The 22030-nt window shown below is 70.5% G+C and carries 19 protein-coding genes and 1 riboswitch; of the genes, 6 read left to right on the forward strand and 13 right to left on the reverse strand.

Annotated features, from left to right (window positions below; translation table 11 throughout):
* Positions 1 to 131 precede the first annotated feature (131 nt).
* Complete coding sequence (locus ACIBG6_RS25410; RefSeq protein ID WP_399224862.1) at positions 132 to 1928, forward strand: AMP-dependent synthetase/ligase; 1797 nt, start codon at positions 132 to 134, stop codon at positions 1926 to 1928.
* Between the two features lie 112 nt (positions 1929 to 2040).
* Here the strand turns inward: ACIBG6_RS25410 and ACIBG6_RS25415 are convergent, their stop codons facing one another.
* Positions 2041 to 3183: a glycosyltransferase family 4 protein gene (locus tag ACIBG6_RS25415; RefSeq protein WP_399224863.1), complete on the reverse strand. Its 1143-nt coding sequence runs from the start codon at positions 3181 to 3183 to the stop codon at positions 2041 to 2043.
* Positions 3184 to 3269: 86 nt separating this feature from the next.
* On the opposite strand from ACIBG6_RS25415, the gene ACIBG6_RS25420 reads away from it, so the two are divergent.
* Positions 3270 to 4535, forward strand: coding sequence for a glycosyltransferase 87 family protein (locus tag ACIBG6_RS25420; protein WP_399224864.1), 1266 nt, complete (start codon positions 3270 to 3272; stop codon positions 4533 to 4535).
* A gap of 98 nt (positions 4536 to 4633) precedes the next feature.
* Complete coding sequence (locus tag ACIBG6_RS25425) at positions 4634 to 6112, forward strand: DUF2079 domain-containing protein (protein WP_399224866.1); 1479 nt, start codon at positions 4634 to 4636, stop codon at positions 6110 to 6112.
* Positions 6113 to 6181: 69 nt separating this feature from the next.
* Here the strand turns inward: ACIBG6_RS25425 and ACIBG6_RS25430 are convergent, their stop codons facing one another.
* From ACIBG6_RS25430 to ACIBG6_RS25450, 5 genes are all read right to left on the reverse strand, one after another.
* Positions 6182 to 7429, reverse strand: a complete 1248-nt coding sequence (locus ACIBG6_RS25430) for a hypothetical protein (RefSeq protein WP_399224867.1) — start codon at positions 7427 to 7429, stop codon at positions 6182 to 6184.
* A gap of 70 nt (positions 7430 to 7499) precedes the next feature.
* Positions 7500 to 8522, reverse strand: coding sequence for an NlpC/P60 family protein (locus ACIBG6_RS25435; RefSeq protein WP_399224868.1), 1023 nt, complete (start codon positions 8520 to 8522; stop codon positions 7500 to 7502).
* A gap of 190 nt (positions 8523 to 8712) precedes the next feature.
* Positions 8713 to 9759, reverse strand: coding sequence for an NlpC/P60 family protein (locus tag ACIBG6_RS25440; RefSeq protein WP_399224869.1), 1047 nt, complete (start codon positions 9757 to 9759; stop codon positions 8713 to 8715).
* A 258-nt stretch (positions 9760 to 10017) separates the two neighbouring features.
* Complete coding sequence (locus ACIBG6_RS25445) at positions 10018 to 11382, reverse strand: NYN domain-containing protein (RefSeq protein ID WP_399224870.1); 1365 nt, start codon at positions 11380 to 11382, stop codon at positions 10018 to 10020.
* 33 nt (positions 11383 to 11415) lie between these two features.
* Entirely contained in the window at positions 11416 to 11658 is a 243-nt protein-coding gene (locus tag ACIBG6_RS25450) for a hypothetical protein (RefSeq protein WP_017238847.1), read from the reverse strand.
* Positions 11659 to 11815: 157 nt separating this feature from the next.
* Here ACIBG6_RS25450 and ACIBG6_RS25455 point away from each other — a divergent pair, with 157 nt between their 5' ends.
* On the forward strand, positions 11816 to 12550 hold the full coding sequence (locus tag ACIBG6_RS25455; protein WP_399224871.1) for a rhomboid family intramembrane serine protease: 735 nt from the start codon (positions 11816 to 11818) through the stop codon (positions 12548 to 12550).
* On the forward strand, positions 12547 to 12828 hold the full coding sequence (locus ACIBG6_RS25460) for an Lrp/AsnC family transcriptional regulator (RefSeq protein ID WP_024755605.1): 282 nt from the start codon (positions 12547 to 12549) through the stop codon (positions 12826 to 12828). Before ACIBG6_RS25455 ends, ACIBG6_RS25460 begins: the two co-directional genes overlap by 4 nt.
* Before the next feature lie 71 nt (positions 12829 to 12899).
* On the opposite strand, the gene ACIBG6_RS25465 is transcribed toward ACIBG6_RS25460, so the two are convergent.
* The 6 genes from ACIBG6_RS25465 to ACIBG6_RS25490 all read right to left on the reverse strand — a co-directional run bounded on the left by ACIBG6_RS25465 (position 12900) and on the right by ACIBG6_RS25490 (position 20104).
* Positions 12900 to 14330: an aminotransferase class V-fold PLP-dependent enzyme gene (locus tag ACIBG6_RS25465; RefSeq protein ID WP_399224872.1), complete on the reverse strand. Its 1431-nt coding sequence runs from the start codon at positions 14328 to 14330 to the stop codon at positions 12900 to 12902.
* 209 nt (positions 14331 to 14539) lie between these two features.
* Positions 14540 to 14656: riboswitch (SAM riboswitch) on the reverse strand.
* 76 nt (positions 14657 to 14732) lie between these two features.
* Positions 14733 to 15797, reverse strand: a complete 1065-nt coding sequence (gene trpD / locus ACIBG6_RS25470) for an anthranilate phosphoribosyltransferase (RefSeq protein ID WP_399224873.1) — start codon at positions 15795 to 15797, stop codon at positions 14733 to 14735.
* A 132-nt stretch (positions 15798 to 15929) separates the two neighbouring features.
* A complete protein-coding gene (locus ACIBG6_RS25475; protein WP_399224874.1) occupies positions 15930 to 17555 on the reverse strand; it encodes a cytochrome bc complex cytochrome b subunit in 1626 nt (541 codons plus the stop codon).
* Positions 17552 to 18604, reverse strand: coding sequence for a Rieske 2Fe-2S domain-containing protein (locus ACIBG6_RS25480; protein ID WP_399224875.1), 1053 nt, complete (start codon positions 18602 to 18604; stop codon positions 17552 to 17554). The genes ACIBG6_RS25475 and ACIBG6_RS25480 overlap by 4 nt, the downstream gene beginning before the upstream one ends.
* Positions 18601 to 19410 (reverse strand): c-type cytochrome, encoded by an 810-nt coding sequence (locus ACIBG6_RS25485; protein ID WP_399224876.1) that lies wholly within the window; start codon positions 19408 to 19410, stop codon positions 18601 to 18603. The genes ACIBG6_RS25480 and ACIBG6_RS25485 overlap by 4 nt, the downstream gene beginning before the upstream one ends.
* Before the next feature lie 73 nt (positions 19411 to 19483).
* A complete protein-coding gene (locus ACIBG6_RS25490; RefSeq protein ID WP_351905637.1) occupies positions 19484 to 20104 on the reverse strand; it encodes a heme-copper oxidase subunit III in 621 nt (206 codons plus the stop codon).
* A 191-nt stretch (positions 20105 to 20295) separates the two neighbouring features.
* Between ACIBG6_RS25490 and ACIBG6_RS25495 the strand changes: the two genes are divergently transcribed.
* Positions 20296 to 20697 (forward strand): hypothetical protein, encoded by a 402-nt coding sequence (locus tag ACIBG6_RS25495; protein WP_399224877.1) that lies wholly within the window; start codon positions 20296 to 20298, stop codon positions 20695 to 20697.
* A gap of 19 nt (positions 20698 to 20716) precedes the next feature.
* Here ACIBG6_RS25495 and ACIBG6_RS25500 read toward each other — a convergent pair whose 3' ends face one another.
* Positions 20717 to 21976 carry an Ig-like domain-containing protein gene (locus ACIBG6_RS25500; protein WP_399224878.1) on the reverse strand — a complete coding sequence of 420 codons (1260 nt, stop codon included), beginning with the start codon at positions 21974 to 21976 and terminating at the stop codon, positions 20717 to 20719.
* Positions 21977 to 22030 lie beyond the last annotated feature (54 nt).

The following is a 22030-nucleotide window of genomic DNA, read 5'->3' on the forward strand; positions in this document are numbered from 1 at the left end:
AACCATCTACTGATGGGTAACGTCCGGGCAGTCCAGTCGTGCTCACCCCCACTGAGCACCTGCCCGATCATGGACCACACCGGTGCATCACACAGAGCCGTGGCGCCGGCGCCCGATGAGGAGCAGCAGTCTTGCGCGAGTTCAGCCTTCCGGCCCTGTACGAGGTCCCCACGGACGGCAACCTGACGGATCTCATCCGCCGCAATGCCTCCCGGCACCCAGATGTCGCCGTGATGGGACGCAAGGTCGACGGGGTCTGGACGGACGTGACCGCGACCCAGTTCCTCGCGGAGGTCCGCGGGGCCGCCAAGGGGCTGATCGCCGCGGGCGTCGAGGCGGGCGACCGGGTCGCCCTGCTGTCCCGTACGCGGTACGAGTGGGTGCTGCTCGACTTCGCGATCTGGAGCGCGGGCGGCGTGACCGTGCCGGTCTACGAGACGAGCTCGCCGGAGCAGATCCAGTGGATCCTCGGCGACTCGGGCGCCTCGCTGGCGCTGGTGGAGAGCGCGGCCCACGAGGCGTCGGTGGAGTCCGTCCGGGCCGATCTCCCGGAGCTCAAGGGCATCCGGCAGATCGACGCCGGCGCGGTCGCCAAGCTCACCGCCGACGGCGCGGACGTCTCCGACGAGCTGCTCGACGCGCGGATGTCGGCGGCGAACGCCGACGACCCGGCCACGATCGTCTACACCTCGGGCACGACCGGCCGCCCCAAGGGCTGTGTCCTGTCCCACCGGGCGTTCTTCGCCGAGTGCGGCAACATCGTGGAGCGGCTGAAGCCCCTCTTCCGTACCGGCGAGTGTTCGGTGCTGCTCTTCCTGCCGGCCGCGCACGTCTTCGGGCGGCTCGTCGAGGTCGCGTCCGTCATGGCGCCGATCCGGCTGGGCTGCGTCCCGGACATCAAGAACCTCACCGACGAGCTGGCCTCGTTCCGGCCGACGCTGATCCTGGGCGTGCCGCGGGTCTTCGAGAAGGTCTACAACTCGGCGCGGGCCAAGGCGCAGGCCGACGGCAAGGGCAAGATCTTCGACAAGGCCGCGCACACGGCGATCGCGTACAGCCGGGCGATCGGGACCCCCGAGGGCCCGTCCCTCGGCCTCAAGCTCAAGCACAAGCTCTTCGACAAGCTGGTCTTCAGCAAGCTGCGGGCGGTGCTCGGCGGACGCGGCGAGTACGCGATCTCGGGCGGCGCGCCGCTGGGCGAGCGGCTCGGCCACTTCTTCCGGGGCATCGGCTTCACGGTCCTGGAGGGGTACGGGCTGACGGAGTCGTGCGCGGCGACCGCGTTCAACCCGTGGGACCGGCAGAAGATCGGCACGGTCGGGCAGCCGCTGCCGGGCTCGGTGGTGCGGATCGCCGACGACGGCGAGGTCCTGCTGCACGGCGAGCACATCTTCTCGCGGTACTGGAACAACGAGGCGGCGACGGCCGAGGCGCTGGCGGACGGCTGGTTCCACACGGGTGACATCGGCACGCTCGACGAGGACGGCTACCTCGCGATCACGGGCCGCAAGAAGGAGATCCTGGTGACGGCGGGCGGCAAGAACGTCGCCCCGGCGGTCATCGAGGACCGCATCCGGGCGCACGCGCTGGTCGCGGAGTGCATGGTGGTCGGCGACGGACGCCCGTTCGTGGGCGCGCTCGTCACCCTGGACGAGGAGTTCCTCGGCCGCTGGGCCGCCGACCACGGCAAGCCGGCGGGCTCGACGGCGGCCTCCCTGCGCGACGACGCGGAGCTCCTCGCGGAGGTCCAGCGGGCGATCGACGACGGCAACGCGGCGGTCTCCAAGGCGGAGTCGGTGCGCAAGTTCCGCGTCCTTCCCGCCCAGTTCACCGAGGAGGCGGGCCACATCACCCCGTCCCTGAAGCTGAAGCGGAACGTGGTGGCGCGGGAGTTCGCGGACGAGATCGAGGCGATCTACCAGGGCTGAGCCCGGTCGCGCGACGCAACGGAGAGGGGCCCGGGTGATGTCACCCGGGCCCCTTCCGCACGTCTCGCGGCGCGTCCGTCTCGGAGCACGTACGTCTCGCAGCGCGTCCGTCTCAGAGCAGTTCGCGCAGCCGTTCCGCGAGGAGGTCCCAGCGCCACTTCTCCTCGACCCAGGCGCGGCCCCGCTCGCCCATGCGGGCGCGGAGTTCGGGGTCGAGGAGGAGGGTCGCGACGCGGTCGGCGGTCTCCTCGGCGGACTCGCCGCGGACGACCCAGCCGGTCTCGCCGTCGAGGACGGCGTCGGGGGCGCCGCCGGAGTCGCCGGCGACGACCGGGAGGCCGGTGGCCGAGGCCTCCAGGTAGACGATGCCCAGGCCCTCGACGTCGAGGCCGCCGCGGCGGGTGCGGCAGGGCATGGCGAAGACGTCGCCCGCGCCGTAGTGGGCGGGGAGTTCGGCCCAGGGGACGGCGCCGGTGAAGCGTACGGATCCGGCCACGCCGGTCTCGTCGGCGAGGCGGCGCAGGTCCTTCTCGTACGGGCCGCCGCCGACGATCAGGAGGACCGCGTCCGGGACCCGGCGCAGGATCGCGGGCAGGGCCCGGATCAGGGTGTCCTGGCCCTTGCGCGGGACGAGCCGGGAGACGCAGACGACGACGGGCCGGTCGCTGAGCCCGAGGCGGGCGCGGACCTCGGCGCCGCCCGAGTCGGGGTGGAACGTCTTCTCGTCCACACCGGGCGGGAGCTGGACCATCCGCCCGGCGGCGGCGGGCGTGAGGGCCTCCGCGATCCGGGAGCGGGTGTACTCGCCGAGGTAGGTGATGGTGTCCGTGCCCTCGCCGATCCGCCGCAGCAGCTGCCGGGCGGCGGGCAGCTGGGCCCAGCCGGCCTCGTGCCCGTGGGTGGTGGCGACGAGCCGCTTCGCGCCCGCCCTGCGCAGCGCGGGGGCCATCAGGCCGAGCGGCGCTGCGGCGCCGAACCAGACGGACCGGCAGCCGTGTTCGCGCAGCAGCGCGGTGGCGCGGGCGGTGACCCGAGGTGTGGGCAACAGCATGGTGGTGCGATCGCGGACAACCGTGAAAGGCTGTTCGGCGTCAAACAGAGCGGTCGCTTCGACTCCGTCGCGGCTTCGCTTCCATGTGGAGGCGTAGACCACGATCTGTTCGGGGTCCAGGCGCAGCGCCATGTTGTGCAGGAACGCCTGGATTCCGCCGGGTCGCGGCGGGAAGTCGTTGGTTACGATCAGGGTCTTGTCCATCGTGGCCGACAGTACGCGATGGCACTCACCGCCCGGCACCACCACTCTCCGCGCGAGCGGACCGCGAGACGAGGAACGGAAGAGGCATGACGGGCGCAGTGGGGAACGGCTCGCGCATGGGCCTGCGGCTTCCGCTCGGCCTGTGGGGCCTGACCCGGATCCTTCTCCTGTTGTGCACGTTCAAGGTCGTGGTGGCCCCCGGCCCGGACACGACGTTCGAGGTCGAGCAGATCTACCAGGGCTGGTTCGAGGTCCTGCAGTCCGGCACGTATCCCCGGAACGACGTGACCTGGCAGTACCCGCCCGGCGCCGCCCTGGCGGTCCTGTCCCCCGCGCTGCTGCCGTTCCTCGACTACGCCCCCGCCTTCTTCCTGCTGGCGTTCCTGTGCGACGCGTTCGTCTTCGGACTGCTTGTCCATACGGGGCGCCGGCCGGGCCGGTCGATGCGGGGCGCCTGGTTCTGGCTCGCCGCGGTGCCTCTCCTCGGGCCGACCGCCTACGCCCGTTACGACGTCATGGTGACGGCGGTCGCCGTGGCGGCTCTGCTGGCCGCGGTCCGCAGTCCGCGGGTGCTCGGGGCGCTCACCGGCTTCGGCGCGGTCCTCAAGGTGTGGCCGGCGCTGCTCCTCGTGGGCACGCCGAAGGGCCGGGCGACCTGGTCGTCCTGGTCGGCGGCGGCGGGCGGAGGGGCCGCGGTGCTGCTGCTGTGCACGGCGTGGATGCCGGGCTCGCTGGCTTTCCTCTCGTATCAGAGCGAGCGGGGCACGGAGGTCGAGTCGCTGGGTGCGATGGTGTTCCACATAGCCCGGCACTTCGGCTGGGACGGCGTCGCGCGGATGAACTACGGCTCGATGGAGTTCCTCGGCCCGTACGTCTCCTGGGTCTCGGGCGGCGCGATGGCGCTGACGGTCGCCGCCTTCGGCTGGCTGGCCCTGTGGCGGTTCAAGGCCCGGCGCTTCGCGACCTCGACGACGGCGGACGCGGCCTTCGTGGCGGTGCTGCTCTTCACCGTGACGAGCCGGGTGATCTCGCCGCAGTACATGATCTGGCTGTTCGGTCTCGCCGCCGTCTGCCTCGTCTACCGTTCGAGCCGGATGCGGCGCCCCGCCCATCTGGTGCTGTGGGCGACGGCCGTGACCCAGTTCGAGTACCCCGTCTGGTTCTCGCACGTGACGGCCAGCGATCCGCTGGGCATCGCGGTGCTGTTCCTGCGCAACGCCCTGCTGATCGCCGCGACCTTCTCCGCCTGCCGCATCCTGTGGCGGCACACCGTGACGGAGGCCGGATCGGTGCACATCCCGGTTCCGGCGGGCCGGCCGGAGCAGGAGAAGGTGCTGGCCGGTTCGATCTGACCGGTGCGGATTAGCCGTACGAGCTTCACCCGACCGGCCTAAGAGCTGTGCTGGTACTCTTGGGCACCTTTGTCTCCCTGTTAGGTTCTCCTGCCGACATGAACAACTCGAATCTCTCGGTCGACACGCTTCAACGGCGCACAGGGACCGGGGGTGACGAGAGAACCACGGAGGGCTCATCGGAAGCAGCGGCAGGGACGTTCTCGAAGGCCTCTCTTCTGACTTCCGGCGCTTTCTTCCTGATTTATCTGCTCTTGTCGGCACGGCGCCACGCGACAAACCTCTCGACCGGATACGACCTGGGCATCTTCACCCAGATCGTCAAGTCGTACTCCGAGCTCACCGCCCCGTATTCCGATCTCAAGGGGCCCGCGTACAACACGCTCGGGGATCACTTCCATCCGATCCTCGCATTGCTGGCACCGGTCTACAGGATATTCCCGTCCAGCTACACCCTGCTCGTTTGCCAGGCGGCACTCGTCGCCTTCTCCATAGCCCCCTTGATGAAATGGGCCTACCGGGTCAAGGGTCGGAACTTCGCCTACTGGATCGGCATTTCGTACGGGGCTTCCTGGGGAATTGCCGAACTGATCGACTTCGACTTCCATGAAGTCGCTTTCGCGGTTCCGCTGCTCTCGCTCTCCCTCTGCGCCGCCGGGCAGAAGAACTGGCGCTCGGCCGCCCTGTGGTCGATTCCGCTGGTCCTGGTCAAGGAGGACCTGGGGCTCACGGTCGCCGCGATCGGCGTCTACGTGGCATGGAAGGGTCCGAGGGTCACGGGGCTCGCCGTGGCCGCCTTCGGGGCCGGCGCGACGGCGCTGGAGATGCTGGTGATTCTCCCGTACTTCAATCCCCTGGGGCAGTTCGCCTACTGGCCCCCCGAGGCCGCCGAGGACGCGGGCCTGCTGATGGAGGTCACCGGAGCCTTCTGGCCTCCGGTGAAGTGGCTGACGCTGTTCCTGATCGTCGCCACCACCGGCTTCCTGGCCCTCCGCTCCCCGCTCCTGCTCGTCGCGCTGCCGACCCTCGCCTGGCGCTTCACATCGGAGAACCCCTTCTACTGGGGTACGGGTTTCCACTACAGCGCCGTTCTCATGCCCATCGCCTTCGCGGCCGCCGTTCACGCCGTGGCCACGGGCGTGCCCGCCCGAAGAATCCTGCCCGCCTGTGTCATCGGAGCGGTGGTCACGAGCGTCACGCTCTTCACCCACCCCCTGCATGAGCTCGTCATGCCACGGACGTCGAGCGAGACCGCCCACGTCAGGGCAGCGGACGAGCTGCTCGAAAGGATCCCCGACGGCGCGACCGTGGCCGCGTCGAACCGTCTGGCCGCTCAGCTCGTGGACCGGGCCACCGTCAGCGAGGTGTGCCTGTTCCCCCGGTCCTTCCCGCCGAAGGAACCGGCCCAGTGGGTGATTTACGACGTCACCGACAACACGGATCCGGACTGTGCGACCGGAAGGCAGCTGGAAGCGCCCTCGCCGAGCCTCGCCGGCTATCGCGTCGTGGAGACGCGGGACGGGATAGCCCTCCTGAAAAGGATCGACGACCAGAAGAGCCGAAACACAGGTCGCTGACCCCCACAGGGGAGACGAGGGCGGCGGCAGGTCCTGAGAAATCCGGCGGCGGAAACGCCGAGCGCCGCCTCAGCCGAGCCGCTCCCCCAGATACGTCCGCCACGCGGCCGTGAACTCCTCCGGCGTGGTGTCCAGGACCTCCTGGAGCGCCTTCTCCACCGCGCCCTCCCGGCCCCGATGCGCCCCCACCGCCCGGTAGAACGCCGTCAGCTCGGTCTCGCCCCAGCGCTCCGCGATCAGCGCGCACGCGAGCCAGCCGCCCTCGTAGGCCCGCGCGAGCGCCTCCGCGTCGCCGCCGAAGCCGAAGTCCGCGTCCTCCGGTAGCCGGGCGGGCAGCTCGCCCGCGCGGACCGCGCGGGCCAGCTCGGGGGCCGCCTGGGCGGGCGTCCGGCCGGTGCCCCGGTAGGCGACCCAGTCGGCGAAGCCCTCGGAGAGCCAGACCGGGGTGGCCGGGGAGGTGTGGGCCCGGGTGGCGACGTGGACCGTCTCGTGGGTGAGGACGAGCTGCCGGCCGAAGGCCCCGAGGACCCCGTACGCCTCGGGGTTGACGATGACCCGGTCCGCGGGCGCGTCCGCCCCGCCCACGGTCTCCCCCGTGGTGACGGCGGCGATCCCCCGGTAGGAGCTGCCCGGCGCCCCGAGGAGCCCGCCCATCGCCTCCAGCGAGCCGGGGACGAGGACGACGACCTCGCGGGCCCACTCCGAGGGCCAGGCCTCGCTCACGGCGGGGACGGCCCGGTCGGCGGCCGCGGCGATCTCCCGGAGCCGCTCCGGATCCTGGCCGACGCCGAGGACGAGCGAGCGGGCGCCGCGGACGGTCCGCACGTCCCCCTGTTCCCAGAGCTGCCGCGGCGCGCCCTCCGCGGGCCGGTCGCCGGTCACGTACCAGCGTCCGTCCCGCTCGGCCAGGTCCAGGACGCGGCCGCTGACGACGGGTCCCCTGTCGTGGCCCTGGAGGCGGTAGCCGAGCTCGGCCCGGGCGGTGACCCGGCCGTCGCCGGCCTGGTCGATCCCGGTGACCCGGTACGTCCAGTCGTCGAGCGGCACCTTCGCGAGCCGCCGGAACTCGGTGAGGGCGGTCGGCGCGTACGCGGGGTCGAGGGCGGTCCGGAAGCCGGGTTCGTCGCGGTCGAGGAGCGCCCTGGCGTGCCTGTCGAGGAGCGTCTGTATCTCCCGGGACGCCGTGGCATGGGCCGAGTCGGCGGCCGCGTCGACGGGGCGGGCCGCCGTGCAGCCGACGAGACCCGTGAGCGTGAGCAGGAGGGCGAGCAGGCAGGCCACGGCCGGTCGCCGCGCTCCACACCCCTGACCTGCCACGCCCCCGATCGTACGGTCGGACCGGGCGGTACCGCTTCCGGTACGGCGGGATCGGCGCCCCGCCCCGGGCTCAGACCCGCGTCACCGTCACGTTCGACATCATGTTCACCGGGTCGTAGCGGACCCGTGCCCCCGGATAGGGGGCGTGGATGACCTGTCCGTTGCCCGCGTAGATCCCCACATGGCTGGCGTCGCCGCGGTACGTGACCAGGTCGCCGGGCTGCGCCTGCGAGAGCGGCACCTGCCGGCCGGCGTACCGCTGGGCCGAGGAGGTGCGCGGCAGGCTGATCCCGGCCTGCCCGTACGACCAGACCATCAGGCCCGAGCAGTCGAAGCCGGTGGGCCCGGTCGCCCCCCAGACGTACGGCTTGCCGATCGCGCTGCGGGCGGCGATCACCGCGGCGGAGGCCCGCGAGGAGCCGGGGCCGAGGTCGGCGAGGGGCGGCAGCTCCCCGGCGGCGTCCGCGCGCCCGCCGGAGCGGGAGGCGCGGTCGTAGTCGGCGCGCTCCGCGACGGTGAGGGAGGCGAGGATCCGGCGGGCCTCGGCGAGCTTGCGTTCGACGGCGCGCTTGTGGCGGGCGACGTCGGCCCGGCTGCGCTCCAGCTCGGCGAGGGCGGTGCGCGCCTCGTCCCGCCGCTGGTTCAGCCGGCGCTGCTCCCGCTGGAGCTCGCTGAGCGCGGCGCCCTGCCGGGCGGTGGCGCGGTCGAGGGCGGAGGCGCGCTCCAGGTAGCTGTCCGGGTCGGAGGAGAGCAGCAGCGCGAGGGCGGGGTCGATGCCGCCGGAGCGGTACTGGGCCCCGGCGACCGCGCCGAGGGCGCCCCGCATGTGGTTGATGCGCTCCTGGCCGCGGGCGAGTTCGTCCTGCGCCCGGGAGACCGTCCTGCGCAGCGCGTCCGTCTTCTCGTCCGCCTTGTTGTAGCCCTCGGTGGCCTTCTCGGCCTCCTCGAAGAGGCGGTCGACCGTGGCGCGGGTGGCCGCGCTCGTGGGCCCCGGGTCGGCGCTCGCGGGGACGGCCCCGAGGGACGCCGCCGCGGTGGCCGCGGCGGCTGCGGTCAGGACGGTGACCCTCGCGGGTCGGCGGTGGGACGCCACTAATCGCGCTCCGTTCGGCTCGACGCAGACTGGCGCGGCAGACAGTAGCCGCTGATCACGTCGCGTCCAACGAAGACGCCGGGCACACAAAGTGACGCCCCGCCGGAGATCACAGGTCACCGGCGGGGCGTCAGGTCAGCATGTGTCCGGGCGAACCACCCGTTTGGGCGGCATGCCGGGGCGGGGCGCGTCAGCCTCCGATGCGGACACCGAACTGGAACGTGCCCATGTAGCCCATCGACTCGTACCGGACGTTGGCGCCCGGCTTGGGGGCGTGCAGGATCGTGTTGTTGCCCGCGTACAGACCCACGTGCGACAGGCCGTTGAAGAAGACCAGGTCGCCCGGCTTGAGCTGGCTGCGGCCGATCTTCGTGCCGTCGTTCTGCTGGGTGTAGGTGACGCGGCTGAGCCTGGCGCCGGCCTGGGCGTAGGCCCACTGGGTCAGACCGGAGCAGTCGTACGAGTTCGGGCCTTCCTGGCCGGAGGCGTACGGCTTGCCGATCTGGGTGGCGGCGGCGGCGAGCGCGGCGGCGCCGAGGCCGCTCGCGGGGGCCTCGTTGCCCAGGTCGATCCGCTCGCTGGCGGCGCGGCTGGCGCGCTGCTCCTTGGCCCGCTCCTCCTGCTCCAGCTTGGCCTTCTCGGCCGCGGTGAGGGTGTTGAGGAGCTTCCTCGCGTCGGCGAGCTTGCCCTGGTACTTCTTCTTCTTCTCGCCGAGGGTCTTGCGGACGTCCTCGAGGTCGGCCAGCTTCGCGGTCGCCTCGGAGCGCTGCTGCGCGAGGGTCCGCTGCTTGGCCTGGATCGAGGTGAGGACGTCGGCCTGCTGGGCGCTCAGCTGGTCGATCGCGGACGCCTTGTCGAGGTAGGAGTCCGGGTCGGCGGAGAGGAAGAGCTGGAGCGCCGGGTCGATGCCGCCGGAGCGGTACTGGGCGGTGGCGACCGAACCGATCTGGTCGCGCAGGGTGTTGAGCTCCTGCTGACCGCGGGCCACCTTGTCCTGGAGGTTGCCGATCTCCTCCTGGAGCTTGCCGCGACGCTCCTCGGCCTGGTTGTACTGCTCCGTGGCCTCTTCGGCCTCATGGTGGAGCTCGTCGACCTTCGACTTGACCTCGTCGATCTTGGGCTTGGGGGCCGCCTGGGCTCCGGACTGGGCGGAGAGTGCGACGGCGGCGGCCGCGGCCGCGGTGAGCACGGTCACACGGGCACGGCTCGGCTGCTTGGGTCGACGGTGGGACGCCACGAAGGCGAGCTCCTTCTTCCTCAGAGCCGCCCGACCCGTGAGGGGCAGGCGGTTCCTCCGCCGCCACCCCGGATGGGTGATCGACCGTGCGAAGGTTCGAAGCCTGACCCTAGTGACCAAGTTGTGATCAGTTCAAATCCCACTGGCAAAAATATTGCCCACACAGCACTTTGTTTACACACACCGCACGGGCAGTGATGGCAACTTGACGGTGCGCCATCCATAATTCGGGCATAACGCCCAGGAGTTATGAGGTCGCTACGAGAGCCGCGAAAGCCGCTTCAGCAACAAGGCGGACGCCACCGGCCGCGCCCCCGCCTTCGCCACCCCGTCGGCGACCTCGCGGTCGGTGGAGACCACCACCACGGGGCGCCCCGGCGGCTCGGCCCGCACCAGCTGCCGGATCAACTCGTCCGCCGTGACACCGGGCTTGGAGAAGAGCACGCGCACCCCGCGCGGCGGCGCGAGCAGCACCGGAGCCGCCAGCTCGGCCCCGTCGAAGACACAGGTGACCTCGGCGCCCGACCGGGCCGCGAGAGCCGAGAGGCTCCCGAGCAGCCGCAGCCGCTGCTTCTCCAGCGGCATCGTCGGATAGCCGGTCTTGGTGACGTTGTAGCCGTCGACGACCAGATGGGCCTGCGGCAGCGCGAGCAGTTGGTCGAGCAGCGCCGGATCGGTCTCGGAGAGCGCCCGCGCCGCGATGTCCTTCGGGGACATCCGCCCCGGCTCCACCGCGTCCACGGTGTCCGCCGGGTGTACGGAGACGGGCGGCAACGCCAGCTCGCGGCGCAGCCCCTGGGCCGCGTCCAGCACCGTGTCGAGCAGCAGCCGCAGCCGCATGTCCTCCACCGAGCGGCCCTCGCGGGCCGTCCTGCGGCTCGCCTCCAGGGCCGCTTCGACCTCGCCGAGCCGGGCCTTGAGCCGCCGGCTCTCGCTCTCGGCGGCCGACACCTGGGCCGCCGCCTCCGCCTTCGCGGCGTCGATCTCGCCCTGCGCGCGGCGCATCGCGGCCTCGCCGCGCTTCACGTCGCTCTGGGCGCTGCGCAGCTTGCGGTGAAGCGATTCCGCTTCCTTGCGGGCGGCGTCCAGATCGTGGCGCAACTGCTCCGTCTCGCCGCGGGAACGGTCCTTGGCGGCGGCGAGCTCCTCGCGCAGCCGCTCCAGCTCGCGCCGCCCGGCCTCGTCGGCCCGCTCGGCGTCCACCCGCAGGGCCTCCTCGCCCGCGGCGGCCACGAGCTTGACCCAGCCGGCCGGGCGCAGCACATAGGCGGCCGCGGCCACGTCGACCGGGTCGGCGGCGGCGGGCGGGGTGCCCGTCTCGACGGCCCCGGCCAGTTCGGGCTGGGCCTGCTTGAAGCGCTCGCCGATCCGCTGCCGGAAGAGCGGGTCGCTCTCCAGGGCGGCCGCCATCGCGTTGCCGGCGAACTTGGCCCGCCGGCTCGCGGTGAACCGGGCGTACTGCCGCAGGGGGGCCGGCAGCTCCGCGACGGTCAGCCCGCCGAAGGCGTCCGCGACCAGCGCGACGACCCGCCGACGTACACCTTCCGTCAGTGGGTGGTCGAGCGTCTCGGCAGCGTCACCTGCCGCGCCGGCCGGCTCTCCACCGTGCGCGGGCTGCTCCACGATCCGTCACCCCTATGTCGTCCGCGCCGTCCCTCAGGAGGCGGCGCCCGGCCTGTCCACCAGTTCGATCTGGTCCACCGCGTTGCACCAGCGGCAGCGGACCGACTCGATGGTCTCACTGACCACCTGCCGCTCCTCGACCGTCGGGTCGCCCGCGAGGTCCAGATGGACGTACTCCACGACCTTGGAGGAGCGGGTCACGTCGAAGCGGGTCAGATTGCCGCACAGCGTGCAGCGCCAGCGGGTCTCGGCGGTCGGCAGGGGAACCGTCGTCATCGTGCCGTCCTTCTTCCTGTTGCGTGTACCAGGTGCGGGAGCCGCGGTGCGCCGTCGAACTGCGGTTGTACTGCCCGTTACCCTACGGCCTCGCCGGTACGCCGGGGCACGGCGAGGCACTCTGTCCAGTTCGGCCCCGGTACGCCATGATCTGTCCATGATCGACTGGCGAGCGAAGGCTCTCGGTGCCTGGCGGGGCACTCGCGGCGGCCCCACGGTGACCTACGGCCTGATCGCCGCCTGCTGCCTCCTCTTCGCGGTGAGCCCGGTCTCCGGACTCAACCCGGTGTACGGCACGGGCGACGCGCTCCTGGCGGCCCAGGGCACGTACTTCCGCCGCTGGGGCGTGGTCCCCGCCGAGCTGATGAGCGGCGAACCCCGCGCCCTGCTCACGCCGTTCACCGCGCTCTTCGTCCACGGCAGCTGGCTCCACCTCCTTGGGAACATGCTCTTCCTCTACGTCTTCGGCGCGATGGCCGAGGAGCGCATGGGTCCGATCGCGTTCGCCCTCTTCTATCTGGGCACCGGCTGCCTCGCCCTCGTCGGGTACGCGGTGGCGCACGCGAACAGCGAGCAGACGCTCGTCGGGGCGTCCGGGGCGATCTCCGGGGTGCTCGGGGCCTTCCTCTTCCTCTTCCCGCGCTCCCGTGTGACCAGCCTCTTCCCCTTCCTCTTCTTCCTGCCGCTGCGCTTCCCCGCCTGGATCGTGCTGATCTTCTGGTTCGTGCTCCAGTGGCTGGCGGCGCGGGCGGCCGGACCGGGACCCGGCATCGCCTATCTGTCCCATGTGGTGGGCTTCTCCGTCGGCTTCCTCTACGCCTGGGGCCGCTACCGGGGTGGGGATAGAGTGAAGGCTCCAGCCGCGGCGACCGAGGGAGAAAGCCAGCCGTGATCACCGCGATCGTGCTCATCAAGACCAGCGTGGACCGCATCCCCGAGATCGCCGAGTCGATCGCCGCGCTCGACAGCGTCAGCGAGGTCTTCTCGGTGACCGGCACCTACGACCTGATCGCCATGGTGCGGGTGTCGCGCCACGACGACCTGGCGGACGTGATCCCCGGAAGCATCAGCAAGATCCCCGGCGTCGAGGCCACGGACACGCACGTGGCGTTCCGTACGTACTCCCAGCACGACCTGGAGGCGGCCTTCGCCATCGGTCTGGAGTCCTGAGGCCGCGCACGCGTCATGGGTGAAGGGGGTCTCCCGGTCGGGAGGCCCCCTTCACCCGTACGAGTGACCGGTCAGCCGCGGTCCGGGACGCAGCGGCCGTCCTCGGTGCGGTACTTCCACTGTGCGCCGTCCCGGACGAGCGCCTTCACGGCGCCGACGAACCGCTCCACGTGCTCGTCCGGTGTACCGGCGCCGAAGCTCACCCGGATGGCGTTGAGCGATCGCTCGCCGGGCGCGGCCTCGGGGGCGCCGCACTCCCCCTGGGTCTGCGGGTCGCTGCCGAGCAGAGTGCGGACCAGCGGGTGGGCGCAGAACAGGCCGTCGCGGACGCCGATGCCGTACTCGGCGGAGAGCGCGGCGGCGAAGTGGGAGCTGTTCCAGCCCTCCACGACGAAGGAGATGACTCCCACGCGGGGCGCGTCGTCGCCGAAGAGCGAGAGCACCTTGACCTCGGGCACCTCGGCGAGGCCCGCGCGCACCGTGTCGATCAGGTGTTGCTCGCGGGGGACCAGCTGATCGAAGCCGGCCTCGGTGAGCGCCTTGCAGGCGGAGGCGATGGAGTAGACGCCGATGACGTTCGGGGAGCCGGCCTCGTGGCGGGCGGCGGTGGTGTGCCACTCGACGTCCACGCCACCGTCGGCCCGGCGCGCCACCGTGCGGGAGGCGCCGCCGCCGGCGAGGTACGGCTCGGCGTCCTGGAGCCAGTCGGAGCGGCCCGCGAGGACGCCCGAGCCGAAGGGCGCGTACAGCTTGTGCCCGGAGAAGGCGACCCAGTCCACATCCAACTCCTGTACGGAGACGGGGTGGTGGGGCGCGAGCTGGGCGGCGTCGAGCACGATCCGGGCGCCGTGGGCGTGCGCGGCGGCGGCGAGCTCCTTCACCGGCCACAGTTCACCGGTGACGTTCGAGGCGCCGGTGACGCAGACCAGGGCGGGGCCGTAAGGGTCGCGGTCGGCGAGCGCCCGCTCAAGCGTCTCGACGGCCTGGGCCGGGGTGCGCGGCGCGTTGAGGTAGGTGACGCGGGCGTCCTGCCACGGAAGGAGCGAGGCGTGGTGCTCGGTCTCGAAGACGAAGACCTCGCAGCCGGCCGGGACGGCCCGGGCGAGCAGGTTGAGGGAGTCGGTGGTGGAGCGGGTGAAGACGACCTGGTCGCCGGGGCGGCAGTCGAGGAACTCGGCGACGGTGACGCGGCTGTTCTCGAAGAGGTCGGTGGAGAGCTGGGAGAGGTAGCCGGCGCCGCGGTGGACGCTGCCGTAGTAGGGGGCGTACGCGGCGACGTCGTCCCACACCCGCTGGAGCGCCGGGGCGCTGGCGGCGTAGTCGAGCGCCGCGTAGGTCACTTCGCCGCCGGTGACGAGCGGGACGGTGACGTCCCGGCCGAGGACGGGCAGCGGGGCGGCGCAGCAGGGGTCGGCGGACTCGGAGCCGGAGGTCTCGACGGAGGTCTGGACGGAGGACTCGACGGAGGCGGTGTCGACGGCGGCGTTCGGGTATGCGGACATGGCGGTATCTCCCGGCGGGCGGTGCGGAATGGCTTCGGTGATCCCGTACGCGGCCGGACGTGGCGGGGTACGGGTGATGCCTCGGAAGACATGGGGGTACGCGAAAGTGACCCTGATCCGAGGGTGAAGAAGGGGCGGATTCGCCCTATCGCATTCGCTTGCTCACGGAAAAAGCTCCTCGAGAGACCAGGACCCCTGGTGTGTCGAGGGGCCCGCGCTTGCCGTAGACCTTGCTGTCTACGGCCTGGTCTTCACCCGGGGCACCCCGCCACGGACGGAGGGTTGCCGGACAGCAAGCCGGGGCTTCGTAGCTGTCACTCATGACCTGGCATGCATCCTGCCACATGATCGCGCATGCGCAAGACCGCGGTCCGCATGCTGGACCAGGGCCTTGGGGGACGACTACGCGTTGCTGGCGGCGATCCAGCGCTCCAGGGTCTGACGGGCCGCCCCGGAGTCGATGGCCTCCGCGGCCTTCGCGATGCCGGCCCGCAGCTGCTCCACGAGGGTGCCCTCGCCCGGTTCGAGCGCGGTGAGCGCCGCCGCGGTGTTGAGGAGCACCGCGTCCCGTACGGGCCCGGTCTCCCCCGCGAGCAGCCGACGGGCCACGTCGGCGTTGAACGAGGCGTCCGCGCCGCGCAGCGCCTCCAGGGGTACGAGGTCGATGCCCACGTCCCGCGGGTCGAAGCGCTCCTCGGTGACCGTACCGCCGCGGACGACCCACACCCGGGAGGTGGAGGTGGTCGTCAGCTCGTCCAGGCCGTCGTCGCCGCGGAAGACCAGGGCGGAGTTGCCGCGCTCGGCGAAGACCCCGGCCACGATCGGCGCCATGCGCGCGTCGGCGACGCCGACGGCCTGGGCGCGTACCTTGGCCGGGTTGGTCAGCGGGCCGAGGACGTTGAAGGTCGTGCGGATCCCCAGCTGGCCGCGCGCGGCGGCGACGTGCCGCAGCGCCGGGTGGAACTTCACCGCGAAGCAGATGGTGATGCCGGCTTCCTCGGCGACCTCGGCGACCCGCTGCGGGGTCAGGTGCAGATTGATGCCGAGCTTCTCCAGGACGTCGGAGGAGCCGGAGGCGGAGGACGCGGCGCGGTTGCCGTGCTTGACGACCTTCGCGCCCGTGCCGGCGGCCACGATCGACGCCATCGTGGAGATGTTGACGGTCTTGGCGCCGTCGCCGCCGGTGCCGACGATGTCGACGGCGGGGCCCGGCACCTCGATCACGTTGGCGTGTTCGTACATGCTCCGTACGAGGCCGGTGATCTCCGCCACCGTCTCGCCCTTGGCCCGCAGCGCCACCATGAATCCGGCGATCTGGGCGTCGGTGGCCTCGCCGCGCATGATCAGGTCCATCGCCCAGGCCGTGTCGTCGGCGGCGAGGTCGCGGCCGTCGAGCAGGCCGTTCAGGAGGGCGGGCCAGGAGCGGCCCGCCGACGTAGGTCCTCCAGCGGGGGTCGCAGCGCTCATGGCAGCTCCTGGATCGTCACGTAGGGAAAGACAAGTGCCACCCTATCGAGCCCGGGAGACGGCGAAGAGCCCCGTCCATCGAATGGACGGGGCTCTCACCGTGGCGACCTACGTCATCGGAAGGTCAGGGGATCAGTGGTGGCCGTGGCCGCTCTGGATCTCCTTGTACTCCTCCGAGGTGGGCTTGGCGATCTGGCTGTCCCCGCCGTAGTAGCCCTTGTTGAGCTTGACCCGGAGCTTCTCGATCGGGCCGATCTTGCGCTCCACGCCGTTCTCGTCGACGGCCGGCGGCAGCTCCGCGGGCTCGTACTGCTCGTGCGCCGTGAGGCGGTGCAGCTCGCCCTGGCTGAGCGGCTCGTGGATCTCGACGAACTCACCGTGCGGCAGGCGCTTGATGATGCCCGACTCGCGGCCGTGCAGCACCTTGTCCTTGTCCCGGCGCTGGAGGCCGAGGCAGATCCGCTTGGTGACGATGAACGCGATGACCGGGCCGACGAAGAAGAAGATCCGTACGAACCAGGTGATCGAGTTGATCGACAGGTGGAAGTGGGTCGCCCAGAGGTCGTTTCCACCACCCACGAGCATGATCATGTACGCGGTGATCCAGGCGACACCGAAGCCGGTGCGCGTCGGAGCGTTGCGCGGGCGCTGCGAGATGTGGTGCTCGCGCTTGTCGCCGGTGATCCAGGACTCGATGAACGGGTACACCGCGATCGCGCCGAGCACCGCCGGGAAGATCGCCAGCGGGATCATCACGCCCAGGACGAGCGTGTGGCCCCAGAGGTTGATCTCCCAGCCCGGCATGACACGGATCAGACCCTCGGCGAAGCCCATGTACCAGTCGGGCTGGGCGCCGGTGGACACCTGGTCCGGGCGGTACGGGCCGAGGGCCCAGATCGGGTTGATCGAGGCGATCGCCGAGATGACCGCGATGACACCGAAGACCAGGAAGAAGAAGCCTCCGGCCTTCGCCATGTACACGGGCAGCAGCGGCATGCCGACGACGTTCTTGTTCGTGCGGCCGGGGCCCTCGTAGTGCGTGTGCTTGTGGACGACCACCAGGATGAGGTGGGCGACCACCAGGCCCAGCATGATGCCGGGCAGCAGGAGCACGTGCGCCGAGTAGAACCGGGCCACGAAGTCGCCGCCGGGGAACTCCCCGCCGAACAGGAACATCGAGAGGTAGGTGCCGACGATCGGCACCGACAGGATCGCGCCCTGCATGAAGCGGACACCGGTGCCGGAGAGCAGGTCGTCCGGGAGCGAGTAACCGGTGAAACCGGTGAACATGCCCAGGAAGAACAGCAGGAAGCCGAACAGCCAGTTGATCTCACGCGGCTTGCGGAACGCGCCGGTGAAGAACACGCGCATCATGTGCACGAACATGCCGGCGAGGAAGATCAGCGCCGCCCAGTGGTGGATCTGCCGGATCAGCAGACCACCGCGCACCTCGAAGGAGATGTGCATGGTCGAGTTGAACGCCTCGGACATCAGCTGTCCCTGGAGCGGGACGTACGGTCCGACGTACTCCACCTCGTTCATCGACGGGTGGAAGAACATCGTCAGATAGACGCCCGTCAGGATGATGATGAGGAAGCTGTAGAGGCAGATCTCGCCCAGCATGAAGGACCAGTGGTCCGGGAAGATCTTCCGCATGTTGGCCTTGGCCAGCGTGTAGATCCCCAGGCGACCGTCGGCCCAGTCGGCGACCCGCTCACCGGCGGGGGCCTTCTTGTTCGTATCGGTCACGGTGCTCATCCGCGCTCCCAGAAGGCAGGACCGACGGGCTCGTCGAAGTCGCCGAGCGCCTCCAGGAAGCCCTTGTCGTTCACACCGATCCGCAGCTGCGGAAGAGCGTGACCGGCCGGGCCGAAGATGACGCGGGCGCCGTCGGAGAGGTCGAAGGTGGACTGGTGGCACGGGCAGAGCACGTGATGCGTCTGCTGCTCGTACAGGGAGATCGGGCAACCCACGTGGGTGCAGATCTTCGAGAAGGCGACCACGCCCTGGTGCGACCACTCGAGCTCGCGCTTGTCCTTGATGTCCTCCGGCTGGATCCGGACGATCATCAGGGCGGCCTTGGCGATCTCGGTCTGGAAGTCGTGGTCGTGCTCCGACATGCCCTCGGGCATCGCGAAGGTCAGCGAACCGACCGCGACGTCCTCGGGACGCAGCGGCTCGTGCGTGTTCATGTTGATCAGCTGCTTGCCGCGGGCCCACTTGGTGGTCCGGAGCTTCTTCTCGGGCAGCGGACCCATGTCACGCAGGAGCATGACACCGGAGAGCGGGACGAGCGCCAGCGCACCGAACATCGTGTTGCGGATGAGCTTGCGGCGGCCGAAGCCGGACTCGGCGGCACCGGCCGCGAAGTCCGCCATGACCTGTGCCTTGACCTCGGGCGACGCCGCGATCGGGTGACGCTCGTCGGCGACCTCGACGTCGGACATCAGGGTGCGGGCCCAGTGGACCGCTCCCGCGCCGATGAAGAAGAGAGCCAGGCCGAGCGTCCAGCCCAGGGCGAAGTTGAGCGCGGACACCCGGCCGAAGGGCCAGATGTACACGATCTTGTCGACCGGGAAGATCACGTACGAGGCGATGAAGCCGACGGTGGCCAGCATCGACAGCACGAACATGAAGGCGACCGCACGCTCGGACCGGCGGGCGGCCCGCTCGTCGATGTCCTGGATGCGCGGCTTGTGGGGCGGAAGGCCCGGGTCGGCGAACGGGTCGTCGGCGACCTTCACCGCGCCGTGCGCGGTGTCCTGCCCCGCGGGCAGGTTCTCTTCTGGAATCTCTTGGGTACTCATGACTTCTTGGCCTTAGCGGTGTGGGCCGCGACCCAGATGGCAACTGCGATGAGCGCACCCAGGCCGAAGACCCAGGCGAACAGACCCTCGGAGACGGGGCCGAGGCCACCGAGCTTGAGACCGCCCGGGTTGTCGGCCTTGTCGCTGTTGACGGCCTGGACGTACGCGATGATGTCCTGCTTCTGCTTCTCCGGCATGGTCGTGTCCGGGAAGGAGGGCATGTTCTGCGGGCCTGTCTGCATGGCCTCGTAGAGGTGCTTCGGGCTCACGCCTTCGAGGTTGGGGGCGTACTTGCCGTTGCTCAGCGCGCCGCCCTCACCGGTGAAGTTGTGGCACTGGGCACAGTTGTTGCGGAACAGCTCGCCACCCTTGGCGATGTCGGCTCCGGCCGGGTCGTACTGCTCCGGCGTCGGCGTGATCGGGCCCGCGCCGAGGGAGGCCACGTACGCCGCGAGCTGATCGATGTCAGCCTGCGAGTAGATGACCTTCTTCTTCGGGACCTGGGCGCCCGGCTGCTGGGCCGGCATGCGGCCCGTGCCGACCTGGAAGTCGACGGAGGCCGAGCCGACGCCGACCAGGGACGGGCCGTCAGAGGTGCCCTGACCGCCGGTTCCGTGGCAGCTGGCGCAGCCGACGGAGTAGAGCTTCTTGCCCTCCTCGATCGCGAGGGACTGGGCGGTTTCATCGGCCTTCGCCGTGCCCGCGGGCGCGAACGCGGCGTACAGCCCCCCAGTGGCCGCCAGCGCGAGTAGGAGGACGACGACCGCCGCCAGCGGATGGCGTCGTCGTGCGGAGAGCTTTTTCACGGATTACCCCGGTGTCAGGATCTTCTGCGTCGATGCTTGCTGGATGTCTCGGTCCGCCGGGAGGCGGAACCGATTACTTGATCATGTAGATCGTGGCGAAGAGGCCGATCCAGACGACATCGACGAAGTGCCAGTAGTAGGACACGACGATGGCGGCGGTTGCCTGCTCGTGAGTGAACCTCTTGGCGGCGTACGTCCGGCCGAGGACCAGCAGGAAGGCGATGAGACCGCCCGTCACGTGCAGGCCGTGGAAGCCGGTGGTCAGGTAGAACACGGAACCGTAAGGTCCGGACGAGAGCGACATGCCCGCGTCCTTCACCAGCTCGGTGTACTCGAAGACCTGGCCGCCGATGAAGATCGAACCCATCACGAACGTGATGATGAACCACGTCCGGAGCTTCTTCACATCGCCCCGCTCGGCGGCGAATACGCCGAGCTGACAGGTGAGGGAGGAGAGCACCAGGATCGTGGTGTTGGTCGCCGAGAACGGGAAGGCCAGGTGTTCCGCCTGAGCCTTCCAATAGTCGGGACCCGTCACCGATCGCAGGGTGAAGTACATCGCGAAGAGGGCCGCGAAGAACATCAGCTCGGAGCTCAACCAGATGATGGTTCCGACGCTGGTGAGGTTCGGTCGATTGACCGACGGGTGCGCGTGCCCTGTTTCTACTGTCGTTACTGTCGCCACGACCGACATTATGTCGGTCGCTTATCCCGCCCTCACTCCGGGGGGTGCCGTTCGGAGTGTCAGGGGGGCGTGTCCAGCCCGAACGGCCCATCGGAAGCCCCTTCGAACAGGTGCTGAACGGGTGTTGACGGGGTGTGGACCGGAGTAGCATCCCGCGCATCGATCGACGACCTTCCCACGGACTTCCCCACGGAGGAACGATGCAGTCGAGTGCCACGGTCCTGGTCTACAGCGACGACGCGAACACCCGCGCGCAGGTGCGCCTCGCCGCCGGGCGCAGGCCCGCGGCCGACGTGCCGCCGGTCCAGTTCGTGGAGTGCGCGACGTTGCCGGCGGTGCTGAAGCGCCTGGACGAGGGCGGCATCGACGTGTGCGTCCTGGACGGCGAGGCGGTGCCCGCCGGCGGCATGGGCATCTGCCGGCAGATCAAGGACGAGGTCTTCCGCTGCCCGCCGGTGCTGCTGCTCATCGGGCGCCCCCAGGACGCCTGGCTGGCCACCTGGAGCCGCGCGGACGCCGCGATCACCCTTCCGGTGGAACCGGTCGAGTTCGCGGCGTCCCTGGCCGCCCTGCTGCGCTCCCGACTGTCCCTGGACGCGTAGCCCGGAGGCGAACCGAGCCTCAGAAAGAGAGGGGCCGCAGGCGGGCTTTGGCGTCCTCGGTGGCGGTCGGGTCTCCCGTTTCCTCCACCAGGGCGCTGCCCTTGCGCCACTTCTCCCAGGGCATGTTCCAGTCGCCGAAGCCGTTGCCGAAGGTGTCCATCGTGTCGCCGTAGCTGTTGACGGTCTTCACGATGTCGCCGGGGCGGACGGTCTCGTAGAACCAGGCCGCGTTCCCGGTCGACATGCCGACGCAGCCGTGGCTGACGTTCGCCACGCCCTGCGAGCCGACGGACCACGGCGCGGCGTGGACGTATTCGCCGCTCCATGTCACCCGGGTGGCGTAGTAGACCGGCAGGTCGTACGACTCCGAACTGCCTTCCGCGATGCCGATGCTGGTGCCCCGCATCCGGACGTAGTACTCCTTGCCGAGCACGACCTTGATGCCGTTGCGGGTGGAGAAGCCCGGCTTGCCGGTGGTCACCGGAATGGTGTTGATCACTTCTCCGTTGCGCCGGACGGTCATGTAGTGCGAGCCGGCGTCCGCGACCGCCTCGACGCGGTCGCCGATGGTGAGCTTCAGCGGCTTGGACGCGCCGCCGTAGAGCTTGTCGCCCACCTTGAGGCCGTCCAGGTTGGCGGTGGCCGTGACGAGCGCGCCGGCGGGCCAGTACTCCTTCGGGCGGAAGTGCAGCTTCTTGTCGTCCACCCAGTACCAGGAGCCCTGCACGGCGGGCGTGGAGCGGACCTTGAGGGCGCGCTCGACGACCGCACGGGCCGCCCGGTCCTTCACGGGGAGGGTGAGGTCCGCGGTGATCGGCTGTCCGACGCCGTACGTGCCCGTCTCCGGCCCGAAGGTGACGGTCAGGGCCCGTTTGGCCGGGGCCGTCTCGAACGTGTACGTACGGGCGCCTGGGGCGCCGTCCTCGTCTTCGGTGGCCACCCGGACCGTGTACTGGGTGCCGGCCGCCAGGGCGGCCGTGGAGCGCCAGCGCTGCCCGTCCGCGGTGAGTTCACCCGCCAGGTGGCGTCCTGCGGCGTCGACGGCGGTGACGTCGGTGATCCGGCCGTCCTCGCCCTTGGCGGAGATCTCCAGGGGCTTCTCCGGGTCCGCCTTGGCACCGCCGGCCGCGGTACTTATGGCGAGCTGGTCCGCCGCGTCGTAGGGCTTCACCGACAGCGGATGGCCGTCGGAGCCCGCGCACGCCGTGGCGGTCGCGGTGACGGTGACGGCCAGAAGAGTGCAGCTCAGAACAGTCCGAATGCGCGGCGTGTCGTTCATGACTTCACGCTAAGGACAATCCTCGGCACCAGCGCGTCGAGTACGGCAAACGAG

Origin of the sequence: Streptomyces sp. NPDC050842 (assembly GCF_044456565.1) — a bacterium.
Classification (GTDB): Bacteria; Actinomycetota; Actinomycetes; order Streptomycetales; family Streptomycetaceae; genus Streptomyces.